The organism is Sphingobacterium sp. UBA3519 (assembly GCF_002377215.1).
Lineage (GTDB): Bacteria > Bacteroidota > Bacteroidia > Sphingobacteriales > Sphingobacteriaceae > Sphingobacterium > Sphingobacterium multivorum.
On record NZ_DFPI01000001.1, the window covers coordinates 214871 to 227580 of the forward strand.

The 12710-nt window shown below is 40.5% G+C and carries 9 protein-coding genes and 1 other RNA gene; 6 read left to right on the top strand and 4 right to left on the bottom strand.

What is annotated here, in order from left to right; all coding sequences use genetic code 11:
- Positions 1-416 precede the first annotated feature (416 nt).
- Positions 417-1610: a DUF5009 domain-containing protein gene (locus tag B3297_RS00945; protein ID WP_286778277.1), complete on the top strand. Its 1194-nt coding sequence runs from the start codon at positions 417-419 to the stop codon at positions 1608-1610.
- Positions 1611-1696: 86 nt separating this feature from the next.
- Positions 1697-2728 carry a glycoside hydrolase family 18 protein gene (locus B3297_RS00950; RefSeq protein WP_286778278.1) on the top strand — a complete coding sequence of 344 codons (1032 nt, stop codon included), beginning with the start codon at positions 1697-1699 and terminating at the stop codon, positions 2726-2728.
- A 34-nt stretch (positions 2729-2762) separates the two neighbouring features.
- Here the strand turns inward: B3297_RS00950 and ssrA are convergent.
- The 3 genes from ssrA to B3297_RS00965 all read right to left on the bottom strand — a co-directional run bounded on the left by ssrA (position 2763) and on the right by B3297_RS00965 (position 6828).
- Positions 2763-3130: a transfer-messenger RNA gene (gene ssrA, locus B3297_RS00955) on the bottom strand.
- Between the two features lie 289 nt (positions 3131-3419).
- Positions 3420-5450 carry a M3 family metallopeptidase gene (locus B3297_RS00960; RefSeq protein WP_286778279.1) on the bottom strand — a complete coding sequence of 677 codons (2031 nt, stop codon included), beginning with the start codon at positions 5448-5450 and terminating at the stop codon, positions 3420-3422.
- A gap of 172 nt (positions 5451-5622) precedes the next feature.
- The gene (locus B3297_RS00965) at positions 5623-6828 is read right to left on the bottom strand and encodes a pyridoxal phosphate-dependent aminotransferase (protein ID WP_232475608.1); all 1206 of its coding nucleotides are present in this window, start codon (positions 6826-6828) and stop codon (positions 5623-5625) included.
- 267 nt (positions 6829-7095) lie between these two features.
- On the opposite strand from B3297_RS00965, the gene B3297_RS00970 reads away from it, so the two are divergent.
- The 4 genes from B3297_RS00970 to B3297_RS00985 all read left to right on the top strand — a co-directional run bounded on the left by B3297_RS00970 (position 7096) and on the right by B3297_RS00985 (position 11601).
- Positions 7096-8085, top strand: coding sequence for a cation diffusion facilitator family transporter (locus B3297_RS00970; RefSeq protein WP_153846845.1), 990 nt, complete (start codon positions 7096-7098; stop codon positions 8083-8085).
- Between the two features lie 144 nt (positions 8086-8229).
- The gene (gene lepA / locus B3297_RS00975; RefSeq protein ID WP_046672392.1) at positions 8230-10020 is read left to right on the top strand and encodes a translation elongation factor 4; all 1791 of its coding nucleotides are present in this window, start codon (positions 8230-8232) and stop codon (positions 10018-10020) included.
- A 64-nt stretch (positions 10021-10084) separates the two neighbouring features.
- Positions 10085-10972 (top strand): bifunctional 5,10-methylenetetrahydrofolate dehydrogenase/5,10-methenyltetrahydrofolate cyclohydrolase, encoded by an 888-nt coding sequence (locus B3297_RS00980; protein ID WP_046672391.1) that lies wholly within the window; start codon positions 10085-10087, stop codon positions 10970-10972.
- A gap of 86 nt (positions 10973-11058) precedes the next feature.
- Positions 11059-11601, top strand: coding sequence for a hypothetical protein (locus B3297_RS00985; RefSeq protein WP_070566155.1), 543 nt, complete (start codon positions 11059-11061; stop codon positions 11599-11601).
- 95 nt (positions 11602-11696) lie between these two features.
- On the opposite strand, the gene B3297_RS00990 is transcribed toward B3297_RS00985, so the two are convergent.
- Positions 11697-12566, bottom strand: coding sequence for a serine hydrolase (locus B3297_RS00990; RefSeq protein WP_070566153.1), 870 nt, complete (start codon positions 12564-12566; stop codon positions 11697-11699).
- Between the last annotated feature and the right edge of the window lie 144 nt (positions 12567-12710).

The following is a 12710-nucleotide window of genomic DNA, read 5'->3' on the forward strand; positions in this document are numbered from 1 at the left end:
GATAAATTGCTTTTTATATGCAATACAATTACCCTTCATAAAGGTAACAATTCATACATGTGAGACATTTCTTGTTGTTTTTCTGGCTGATTTATATCGATCACAGGGGTAAATTGCACGATTTCTGTATTTTATGAGTGAAATTTACACTAATTTGAACAAATATTTCACTACATAGTGTTATTTTTTTTCTCATCTTAGATCATTCAACGAAGAGACATCAGCGTTATTGATGATAGATCTTAGCGAAATAGCTTGTCTTTTCGTTTAGTTATACAGGAACTTTTCTAAACAGGAATTTTTCACCGAGTTCCGGTCGCCATAAAATCACTAAAAAATTAGCTAAGAAGGATCTAGGGAAGAGATTGGCTAGCAGCCATGCTGTTAGCTACTTTTTTGAATACAACGAATCAATTATGAACGCATTGCAAGCTGTACCTAAAATCCGAATCCGTTCAATGGATGTTATGCGTGGTTTCACGCTGTTCTTGATGTTATTTGTCAATGACTTGTTTATTCCAGGTGTACCTAAATGGCTGGTTCATTCGGAAGCAGATGAGGACGGAATGGGATTGGCGGATTGGGTATTTCCGGGATTTCTTTTTATGGTTGGAATGGCAGTGCCTTATGCTGTTGCGGCCAGGGAAAAGATAGGTTCATCGACAGCGGTCATTTTTGTTCATATGCTGATCAGAACATTAAGTTTATTGCTTATTGGTGTATTGATATTGAATGGTTCGCGAGTTGATCCACAGTTGACGGGGATGTCACATTTGTTGTGGTTGGCACTGCTGTATGTATTCGTTTTTCTGATTTGGAATCATTATCCGAAAGACATGCAATATCAGTCCATTTATAAGGGGCTGCGTGCAGTTGGTATTATGGGGATTATTTATCTCCTGTATATTTTCAAAGCGTCGAATGGAAAAGGCTTGGAAGTAGGGTGGTGGGGGATTTTAGGGCTGATTGGATGGGGATATTTTGCCGCGGCGTCTATTTTCTTATTGAGCAGGGGAAAGATAATTGTGGTTGTATGTGGTTGGTTGCTGTTTTTGGTACTCAATATGCTGAGCCAAGTGGGATTTAAAGTTGAATTCCCTGGTGCCGGAAGATACTTACATGTTCTTCTAGCTGGCAATATACCCTGTATTGTGCTGTCTGGAACAACCATAGGGATGCTTATGAAACGTTATGCGGCAAATCCGCGGGTATTGTTGCGTTTTTTGCTGGTTATTGGTTTGATTTGGCTAGTTGTAGGTTTTGTATTGCGTTTTTGGTTTATTTTATCCAAGATCCATGGTACGCCGAGCTGGGCATTGGTTTGTTGCGGGATTAGCGTATTGCTTTTGATACCACTTTATTATTTCATTGATGTGAAAGGCTACCATCGCGGGATAGGATTGTTTGAGGAGGCCGGAAAGAACTCATTAACGACCTATCTTGCTCCTGATCTGATCTACTTTGTCTGTTGGGGTTTTCATCTACCACTATTCTTCTATAAACAATCGGATTATATGAGCTTAGCTATTGCCGGTTCATTGCTTTGGGCTTTAGCCATGTTGTGGTATGCAATATTGATGAAGAAGCTACATATTTATCTGAAACTTTAGCTAGCGAGTAAGCATCAAATGTGAATGCTTTACGGATTATATATTAGAACGATCACTATCATCTAGAAACAAAATAAGAAGCTATTATGGAATGTAAATTGAAATCAATATTTAGTCAGACCTTCACTGTTCTGTTATTGACTTTATTGTTGTATCCTAGTGTAAGTTGTGCACGAGCGAAAAACAAAAAAGTTGTTATCGCCTATGTCACTTCCTGGTCTAAAGTGATGCCTGATCCGACTTATCTGACGCATATCAATTATGCCTTTGCACATGTCAGCGACAGCTTTGACGGCCTACGTATAGATAATGAATCTAGATTGAAGGCTATTACGGATCTTAAGAAAACACATCCACATCTAAAGGTATTGCTGTCCGTTGGCGGCTGGGGAAGCGGTCGGTTTAGCGAAATGGCTGCTAATGAATCTAATCGGCAAAAGTTTGCCAAAGACTGCTGGCGTGTGATGAGGGAATTTAATCTTGATGGTATTGACATTGACTGGGAATATCCAACGAATTCTTCTGCAGGGATCTCGTCTTCTTTAGCGGATACGGAGAATTTCACCTTGCTCATGCACGATATCCGCAAGGCTATTGGTAAGAAGAAACTGTTGACTTTGGCTTCTGTTGCGAACGGTAAGTATATTGCTTTTGACAAGATTAAGAATGATGTGGATTTTGTGAATATCATGACTTATGATTCGGGTCATCCGCCTTATCATCACGCGAGTTTACACCGTTCACCTTTATCTGGACATACAACTTGTGTGGAGGCCGTTAAGGCCCACATCGAGGGCGGTATGCCTGTTGAAAAATTGGTGCTGGGAATTCCATTCTATGGTCGGGGCAATAAAACTGAAGTCAAGAGTTTTATCGATTATAAAGATCTGCTTTCACTTCAGGGCTTTGAGCAGAAATGGGACGATGAGGCTAAAGCGCATTATCTTGTCAACGATAAAGGGGATTTTGTACTGACTTATGAAACGCCAGAATCGATTGCACTTAAATGCGATTATGTACACACGACAGGACTACTCGGTGCGATGTACTGGGAATACGCGGGAGATACAGCAGGAGGTGTCTTACGGGATGCCGTCTACAAAGGTATTCTAGAATAAACAAAAAAGCCTAACGTGAGTTAGGCTTTTTTGTTTGTGGAGCTGGAGAGATTCGAACTCTCGTCCAGTCATGGTACTGTATACGCTTTCTACATGTTTAGCTTCTCTTTAATTGTCGAGCGAGGGAAGGTGAGTCGCTTACCTATACCGTACGCCGTAGTTGCTGTTTCTCACAAGTGCTTAGCAACATCACACTTGCCAGTTCTATTGTTCGATGCCCCGAATGTTAAACCAAAGAACAGGATCTAACGGGACAAATAGCTATGTTAAGTCTAACTTAAGCAGCTAAGGCGTAGTTTTCTTCGCCAGTTATAATTCTGAAAGTTCAGATTAAAGTGCTCTACTAACAACGCACTACATGCTTACATAACCGTCTCCATCCTGTCAATTCCGGTCAACCCCAATTATGTCTTACAAAGGTACTATTTTTTTGCTTAATCAGCAAGATACGTGCGATTCTTGTTTAATGCTTTGGTTCTGAATGGAAAACAAATGATGCTTTAATAAAATTGCTAAAGAATCGAACCTTATTTGACTGGCTGAGTGTTCTGTTATTTTTACAGGGATTTTGATAGGCAGAAAGTTCTTGATGGATTTATGTTTCCAATAAAAAAGCTGGATATAAAATCCAGCTTTTTTATTATTTGATCAATCCAATTATTTGATCAATCCAATTATTTGATCAATCCAATTATTTGATCAATCCAGCCCTTTTCAACAAAGGTTCTACCGAAGGTTCTTGTCCCCGGAAACGTTTGTAAAGAACCATTGGATGTTCGGTTCCACCTTTTGAAAGAATATTATCCTTGAATTTGGTTGCGATTTCCTTATTGAAAATACCGTTTTGTTTAAAGTAGTCAAATGCATCTGCATCCAGTACTTCGGCCCATTTATAGCTGTAATAGCCCGAAGAATAACCGCCATTGAAAATATGGGAGAAGGCTGTGCTCATGGCATTGTCCTTGACATCGGGATAGAGTTTTGTCGAAGCAAACTGTTGATCTTCGAATGATTTGAGGTCCGAGATCGCGGTTGGATCCTGTCCATGCCAGCCCATATCCAATAGACCAAAGCTCAATTGGCGCATTGTTGCCATACCCTCAAGAAATGAAGCGCTTTCGCGGATCTTTTCGACAAGTTCAATCGGAATCACTTCGCCAGTTTCATAGTGTTTGGCAAATAGCTCAAGAGCTTCTTTTTCGTAGCACCAGTTTTCCATCACCTGACTCGGTAACTCGACAAAATCCCAATATACAGAGGTTCCAGATAGTGTAGGATAAGTGCTATCAGCTAGCATACCATGTAGGGCATGTCCAAATTCGTGAAATAATGTGGTCACTTCCTGAAAGGTCAACAGCGAAGGTTTTGAAGCTGTAGGACGCGTAAAATTGCAAACAATGGAGACATGCGGACGTTCTTGTTTACCCTGTTGAATGTACTGTGGTTTGAAAGATGTCATCCAGGCCCCATTTCTCTTTCCTTTACGCGGGAAGAAATCGGCATAGAAGATAGCGACTAATTCACCGTTGTCTTTACTGACCTCAAATGTTTGTACTTCTTCGTGGTAGGTATCTATTGTATCGACTTCCTTGAAGTTGATGCCAAACAAGCGATGGGCTACTTCAAATGCACCTTGTAAGACATTTTCGAGTTTGAAATAAGGTTTGAGCTTTTCATCGTCCAAATTAAAGCGTTCCTGTTTCAGCTTTTCGGCATAATAGGCGCCATCCCATTTTTCCAATTGGTCTATGCCATGCATGTTTTTTGCAAATTGGGATAATTCTGCAAATTCTTTCACTGCCGCTGGTTTCGCTTTTCCAAGGAGGTCGTTTAGGAATTCGGTGACTTTACTTGGGTTTTGCGCCATACGTTCGGCAAGGACAAAGTCTGCATGGGTGGCGTAGCCTAATAAGTTAGCACGTTCGAAGCGCAGTTTTACAATTTTAAGGACATTGTCTACGTTGTTGTGCTCGTTATCCTGAAAAGCTTTACGGCCTGCGGCGAGGGTAATTTCTTTGCGAAGTTCCCGATTGTCGGCATAAGTGACAAAAGGAAGATAGCTCGGGAAATCCAGGGTAAAAAGCCAGCCTTCTTTTTCCTTGGCTTTAGCCAAAGCATGGGCAGCTTCTACAGCACCCTCTGGAAGTCCAGCAAGATCTTTTTCGTCTGTTACCAACAGCTGATAGGCATTGGTTTCGGCCAGGACATTCTCCCCGAATTTCAATTTTAAAAGCGATAGCTCGGCATCTATTTCGCGGAGCTTTTCTTTCTGTTCATCATTTAAAAGTGCGCCGTTGCGTACAAAATCCTTATAGGATTTTTCCAATAAGGTGGTTTGCTCTGCCGTCAATGTCAGTTGATCCTTCTGGTCGTATACAGCCTTAACCCTTTTGAAAAGATCGAAATTTAAGGTGATATCATTGCCTAAAGCAGATAGTTTTGGGGCGACATCCTGTGCGATCTTTTCGAGATCAGCATTGGTTTCAGCGGAATGCAGATTGAAAAAGATATTGGACAAACGATCTAGTGTCTGTCCAGAGTAGGACATAGCAGCGATGGTATTGTCGAAAGTTGCCGTTTCGGGATTGTTGACGATAGCATCGACTTCATCTTTTGTCTTCTGAATAGCCTCATCAAATGCGGGAATATAATCTTCGTTTTTTATCTGTGAAAACGGAGCCGTGTCGTGCTGCGTTTTAAATTTTTCTGTTAAAATACTCATAGGAGTAAATGTAATAAATATTTATTTCAAGCGATAACATCTGCTTAAATTATGGGGCTGAGATGATATTTGACCGAATAGGCGTTTAGGCTGCGCCGAAAATTTAGGAGGAAAATTAGAACTGCATAAAAAAAGAGCTCCTCTGAGCTCTTTTTTATATTTGGATAGGAGATTAGGCCAGTTTTCCTAATGCTTCTTTGATTCTTTTCAAAGCTTCAATCAAACTTTCGTCTGAAGCAGCATAAGACAAGCGGATGTAATTGTCGTTACCGAATGAATCTCCACCTACTGTAGCTACGTGACCAACATTCAATAAGTACAATGCCAAATCAGATGAGTTTTTAATGACATTACCATCTTGGTCTTTTTTACCAAAGAACGAAGAGATTTCTGGGAAGAAATAGAATGCGCCCTCTGGAAGATTTGTTCTTACGCCAGGGATTTCAGTCAATAGATCGTATACCAATTGGCGACGACGAGCGAAAGCTTCTTTCATTTTGTTGACAGATTCTAATCCTTGTTCATAAGCGACGATTCCTGCACGTTGAGAAATTGAACATGTACCTGAGGTTGTCTGTCCTTGTAATTTATCATTCGCGGCAGCAATGGTTTTGTTGGCAGCGATATAACCTAAACGCCATCCCGTCATTGCAAATGCTTTTGAAAAGCCATTGATGATAATTACTCTATCTTTGATGCTTTCAAATTGTGCGATGGATTCGTGTTTGTCTACAAAGTTGATATGCTCGTAGATTTCATCGGATAAGATAAATACCTGTGGATGTTTTTCGAAAACTTCAGCTAATGCAGCCAATTCATCTTTGCTGTAAACTGTTCCTGTGGGGTTGTTTGGCGAAGAGAACATAAACAATTTGGTTTTTGGTGTAATTGCCGCTTCCAATTGTGCTGGTGTAATCTTAAAGTTATTGTCGATCTCTGTATTGATAAATACCGATTTTCCTTCCGCTAAAACGACCATTTCGGAGTATGATACCCAATAGGGTGTTGGGATAATTACCTCATCACCCGGGTTGATCAAAGTCAAAATTACATTAGACAGGGATTGTTTCGCACCTGTAGAAACAACAATTTGAGAGATATCATAATCTAAATTGTTTTCTGTCTTCAACTTGTTTACAATTGCCTGGCGCAATTCAGGGTATCCCGGTACCGGCGAATAACGCGTCCAGTTTTCATCTAGGGCTTTCTTCGCTGCATCTTTTACATGCTCAGGGGTGTTGAAATCAGGTTCACCTACGCTAAGGCTAATTACATTAACGCCTTTTGCTGCTAATTCGCGGCCCAACTTGGTCATTTTAAGTGTAGCCGATTCGGACAAATTATTTATCCTGTCTGATAAGTATGATGATGTGCTCATGGTAAGACAAAGATATTATATACGTTGCAAATAATCTTCTTTATTTTTGAGAATTTACAAAGAAAAGTAGCTCTTTTATTGAGCTTTTTTAATAAAAGGGCTGTTGAAGCGATTTAGCACAGTTATTTAATTGATCCCTGACGTTGGATGTTCAAAACTAATCGTTCTGATTTGTCGTTATATCTTTACCTTTGCGCTCACAAAAATGCTGGCTAGTCCTCATTTCATCATTAGCTCATAGAAGGTTTCATATAGAAGATAAGCATCATGTCAAGACAAAGAAGATTGGTTTTACTATCGCTTTTTACGGGAATAGGTTTGATGATTGTGAAGTTTTTTGCCTACTTTTTAACGGACTCCAGTGCAATCTTTACAGATGCGGCAGAGAGTATCGTTAATGTGATTGCTTCGGGTTTTGCATTTTATAGTATTTATCTTTCGGCGCAACCTAAGGATGAGAATCATCCCTACGGGCATGGTAAAGTGGAGTTCTTTTCGGTGTTTTTGGAAGGTGGACTTATTTTTATCGCCGGCGCCATTATCTTAGCCAAGGCTTGTTACAATCTTTTCTTTCCGGCAGCGTTAACGCACCTTGAACAAGGGATTTATTTGATCGGTATTACATCTGTGATAAATTTTGCAGTAGGATTCTATATCATGAAGCGTGGACGTGCATTGGGCTCTATTACCTTGGTGGCGGACGGAAAACATCTGCAGGTAGATGCCTATAGTACGGTCGGATTGATACTGGGTTTACTATTGATGAGACTGACAGGTTTCCAATGGATCGATGTGGTCATTTCAATTGTATTGGGGCTTTTTATCCTCTTCAATGGTTATAAGCTACTTCGCCAATCGATCGGTGGATTGATGGATGAATCGGATACAGCGCTCGTACAAGATGTCGTCGAAATCTTGGAGCGCAATCGGAAAGATGAATGGATTGATGTTCATAATCTTCGTGTACAGCGCTATGGGAACGAACTCCATGTAGATTGCCATCTCACACTACCCCGTTACCTTGACCTTATCCAGGTGCACGATGAAATTTCTGCTGTGGATAAGATTGTTAATAAGGAGATGTCGGTACGGACCGAATTTTTCGTTCATGCGGATCCTTGTCTTCCACAGTGCTGCCAATATTGTCAGGTCGACAATTGCCCAATTCGTTCGGAGCAATTTCGAGGACGAATTTCGTGGGACACAGACAATGTTACACGAAATCAGAAACATTTTTTATATGCTATTGCTGAATAGCGGATGCAGTTTCTACCGTTCTTAATAGGAATAGTGTCTAGTCTGATGTCTTCGCGTATAGTAAACTAAAAAAAAGCTAGTTTATATAAATATATATAAAAAAAGGTATCTTTGCCTTTTAGCAAAAGAGTTTAAAAATCCTATATGAAGCACATTCGTAATTTCTGTATTATTGCGCATATTGACCATGGCAAAAGTACTTTGGCAGACCGCCTTTTAGAGTATACCAATACCATCAGTCAGCGTGAGGCACAGGCACAATTACTTGATAATATGGATTTGGAACGTGAACGTGGTATTACGATCAAGAGTCACGCCATCCAAATGAATTATAAAAGAGATGGTCAGGAATATATTTTGAACCTGATTGATACCCCGGGACACGTGGATTTTTCTTATGAGGTGTCGCGTTCAATTGCTGCCTGCGAGGGCGCTTTATTGATCGTTGATGCATCTCAAGGTATTCAGGCGCAAACGATTTCAAATTTATATCTAGCGTTGGAGCATGATTTGGAAATCATCCCAATTCTCAACAAAATGGACCTTCCTGGTGCTATGCCGGAAGAAGTCAAAGATCAGATTGTGGATTTGATCGGTGGTGACCGCGATGCGATTATTCCTGCATCTGGTAAAACTGGTCTTGGTGTTCCGGATATTTTGGAAGCTATTGTGGACCGTATTCCACATCCAGTGGGTGATCCTGATGGACCTTTGCAAGCCTTGATTTTTGACTCTGTTTTCAACTCATTCCGTGGTATCATGGCTTATTTTAAAGTTGAAAATGGTGAAATCCGTAAAGGCGACCGCGTGAAATTTGTTGCCACTGGGAAAGAATATTTTGCCGATGAAATTGGGACGCTGAAGTTGAATCAAGTACCTAAAGAAGTCATTAAGACCGGTGATGTAGGTTATATTATCTCTGGTATCAAGGAGGCACGGGAGGTGAAAGTAGGGGATACCATTACGCATAAAGATCGTCCTTGTTCTGAGGCTATCCAAGGGTTTGAAGAGGTGAAACCGATGGTCTTTGCGGGTATTTATCCTGTAGATACGGAGGATTACGAGGAGTTGCGTGAATCGATGCACCGTTTGCAGCTAAACGATGCTTCTTTGGTGTTTGAACCAGAGTCGTCGGCAGCCTTGGGTTTCGGTTTCCGTTGTGGGTTCTTGGGTATGCTTCACATGGAGATTATTCAGGAGCGCCTCGAGCGCGAGTTTGATATGACGGTTATCACGACAGTTCCCAACGTATCTTATAAGGCCTATATGACCAAAGATAAAGAGGAAGTGATCGTACATAATCCTTCAGATCTACCGGATCCAAGTAAATTGGATTCAATCGAAGAGCCCTATATCAAAGCTAATATTATTACGAAATCGGATTTCGTAGGACCAATTATGTCTCTTTGTATCCAGAAACGTGGTACGATCATGAATCAGCATTATTTGACGTCAGATCGTGTTGAATTGGTTTTTGAAATGCCAATGGGAGAAATTGTATTTGACTTTTATGATAAGTTGAAAACAATCTCTAAAGGTTATGCTTCATTTGATTACCACCAGATTGGTTATCGCAAGTCAGACTTGGTCAAATTGGATATCCGATTGAACGATGAACCTGTAGATGCCCTGTCGTCGTTAATTCACAGAAGTAACGCCTATGATTTTGGTAAAAAGATCTGTGAAAAACTAAAAGAACTGTTACCACGTCAACAATTTGAAATTCGTATTCAAGCGTCAATCGGCGCAAAGATCATCGCACGTGAGACGATCTCCGCTTTACGTAAAGATGTTACAGCAAAATGTTATGGTGGTGACATCTCCCGGAAGCGTAAGCTTTTGGAGAAACAGAAGAAAGGTAAGAAACGCATGCGTCAGGTTGGGAACGTAGAGATTCCGCAATCTGCATTTATGGCGGTATTGAAATTAGATTAATCAAAATAACACTATAATAAAGGAGCTCTTGGGCTCCTTTTAAATACAATAAAATCTCCTAAACATGAATCTATTAGATGGTAAACTAGTTTCCGAAAAAATTAAAGAGCAAATTGCGTTAGATGCGGCTGAATTTACGACACAGACTGGCCGTAAGCCTCATTTGGTTGCTATCCTTGTGGGGAATGATGGTGGTAGCGAAACCTATGTAGCTAGCAAAATGCGCAACTGTCAACTGGTCGGCTTTGAATCAACAAACATTCGTTATGATGAAAACATAACAGAGGATGAATTGATCGCTAAGGTCAAAGAAATCAATCAGGATGAGTCTATTGACGGTTTGATTGTTCAGCTGCCTTTACCAAAACATATTGATCCGGATAAAGTTACCGAAGCAATTGATTACCGCAAAGATGTGGATGGTTTCCACCCAATCAACCTCGGGCGCATGCAACGTAATCTTCCTTGTTTTATTCCAGCAACACCATATGGTATTATGCTGATGTTGGAATATTATAAGATCGATACTGCAGGCAAGCACGCCGTTGTGGTTGGAAGAAGCAATATCGTAGGATCGCCAATGAGTATCTTACTAGCACGTAATTCCAATCCAGGTAATTGTACAGTGACATTAACACATAGTCGTACAAAAGATCTTAAAACGGAGGTTCTGAGAGGCGACATCGTTGTTGCAGCAATTGGTAAGAAAAATTTTGTTACGGCCGACATGGTTAAAGACGGTGCAGTAGTGATCGATGTGGGTATCAATAGAGAAACTTCTACAGCAACGAAATCTGGTTTTAAGTTATATGGGGATGTTGATTTTGAAAATGTTGCTCCTAAGGCCTCGTGGATTACACCTGTTCCAGGAGGCGTAGGTTTGATGACGATTGTTGGTTTATTGAAAAATACGCTCGAAGCTGCGAAAGGAACGATCTATCCAAAGCAATAATTTTGTCTATTTGGCATAGAAGTTGTAAATTGATGTAAGCGCGCTCTGATGAGCCGTTGAAAACTACACTCATAAATCAATTTATAATGAAAAAAATTGCACTTTTAGCAGTCGTAGCAGGAGCATTGGTGATGTCTTCTTGCAACAATTCGGAGAAAAAAGACACTACAGCGACAGATTCGGCACAAACAGTCGGTGAGCATGTAGATGCGGCGATCGCAGATTTAAAAAATGCGGAAGAAAATGCGCGTTTGAAAGCAGAACAAGCAAAAAAGGATCTGGATGAAGCTATCGCAAAAGGTGATAAAGCAGCTGAAGAAAAAGCTCGCGCTGCTTCTGAAGAAGCTAATACTGCCTGGGAAAAAACCAAGGCTGCGCTACGTAATGCCGGTGAGGATGTAAAAGAGGGATTGAAAGATGCAAAAGATGCGACAGTGGATGCAACGAACACGGCTGTTGATAAAACAAAGGATGCTGCAAAAGATGTCGCTGACGGTACGAAGAAAGTTGCAAATGATGTTGCGACTGGAACGAAAGAGGCCGCTAAAGATGTAAAAGATGCTTCCAAAAAAGTAGGTGACGATATTAGCCGGAAAGCAAAAAATGTAGGTGAAGCGTTAAAGAATTAGTCGACGTATTTCATTTTAAAGATAGGGAAGGTGGGCACTTTTTTGAGTGCCCACCTTTTTTATATCATATCGTTATCATATTGACTTCAATACGCTTATTGGTAATAATCCCATAACAATTTGGAGAGCTTACGGGTCAGTGCCTCTGCTTCATTTGTTTTACCCCAGCTTTTGTCCGTGTTGTTCTTGGTGAAAATACTGAAAACGTAATCTCCTTTCGGCGCATTGACCAAAATGACCTCATTGCGTACGTCATCTAAAGAGCCTGTTTTTGAAGCTGTTTTGATAGTGGAAGGGATTTGCGATAGCCCTCTCTCGTCATAGAACATGTTGCCCATAAAACGATACATCTGATCGGAAGATTTTGAGGACACAACTTTGCCTTGTCGGATTAGTGTGACCAAGTCGGCCATTTCTTTTGGTGTAGTCTGGCCCCAACCATATTTTTCCCAATCCGGTTTCCGCCCCTCTGTCTGCGAGTTGACACGTGTATGGGGCAGTTGAAGGCTACTCATTAATTGATTGATTGCGATACCTCCTCCTGCTAGCTTTTGATTCCAAATGCTGGTTACATTATCACTATACGATAGCATAAGTGCGACCAAGGTTTTCAGGTCAACTTGTGTACTATCCTTAAAGAACTGCATAAGTCCTGAGCCACCATAGCGTTGACTCGAACGGTAGAGTAGTTGCTGATCAAGTTGTAGTTCACCTTTTTCAATTTTATCAAAGATACCGACTAAAATGGGGATTTTGACAATGCTTGCTGTAGGGAAAATGCTGTCGCCCTGAATGTTGACTTCTTTATTTTTTTTAAGATGGTGTACATAAATGCCAACATCGCCTTGAAAACCCTGAATGAGCTGTTTTATCTGTGATTCGAGTTTTTTATCGGTAGCGGCTTTTTGTCCAAAGGACAGTAATGATAAGAATAGTAACGTAAATGATAGGAATATTTTGTGCATTGTGAAGTTATAATGTATGTTAAATGTGGTGGATAATAGTTATTTTTATTTTTTATAGGGCTTAAGTTATGAAATATCCATGATTCGTACGCATAAACATCGCTGAAAAATAAACTGGATATTCTAGTATGGACATTGAAAGAC

Bases quoted from the DNA above. Each gene is read 5' to 3' on its own strand.
- B3297_RS00945 (WP_286778277.1), top strand. From the start codon at position 417: ATGAACGCATTGCAAGCTGTACCTAAAATCCGAATCCGTTCAATGGAT.
- B3297_RS00950 (WP_286778278.1), top strand. From the start codon at position 1,697: ATGGAATGTAAATTGAAATCAATATTTAGTCAGACCTTCACTGTTCTG.
- B3297_RS00960 (WP_286778279.1), bottom strand. From the start codon at position 5,450: ATGAGTATTTTAACAGAAAAATTTAAAACGCAGCACGACACGGCTCCG.
- B3297_RS00965 (WP_232475608.1), bottom strand. From the start codon at position 6,828: ATGAGCACATCATCATACTTATCAGACAGGATAAATAATTTGTCCGAA.
- B3297_RS00970 (WP_153846845.1), top strand. From the start codon at position 7,096: ATGTCAAGACAAAGAAGATTGGTTTTACTATCGCTTTTTACGGGAATA.
- lepA (WP_046672392.1), top strand. From the start codon at position 8,230: ATGAAGCACATTCGTAATTTCTGTATTATTGCGCATATTGACCATGGC.
- B3297_RS00980 (WP_046672391.1), top strand. From the start codon at position 10,085: ATGAATCTATTAGATGGTAAACTAGTTTCCGAAAAAATTAAAGAGCAA.
- B3297_RS00985 (WP_070566155.1), top strand. From the start codon at position 11,059: ATGAAAAAAATTGCACTTTTAGCAGTCGTAGCAGGAGCATTGGTGATG.
- B3297_RS00990 (WP_070566153.1), bottom strand. From the start codon at position 12,566: ATGCACAAAATATTCCTATCATTTACGTTACTATTCTTATCATTACTG.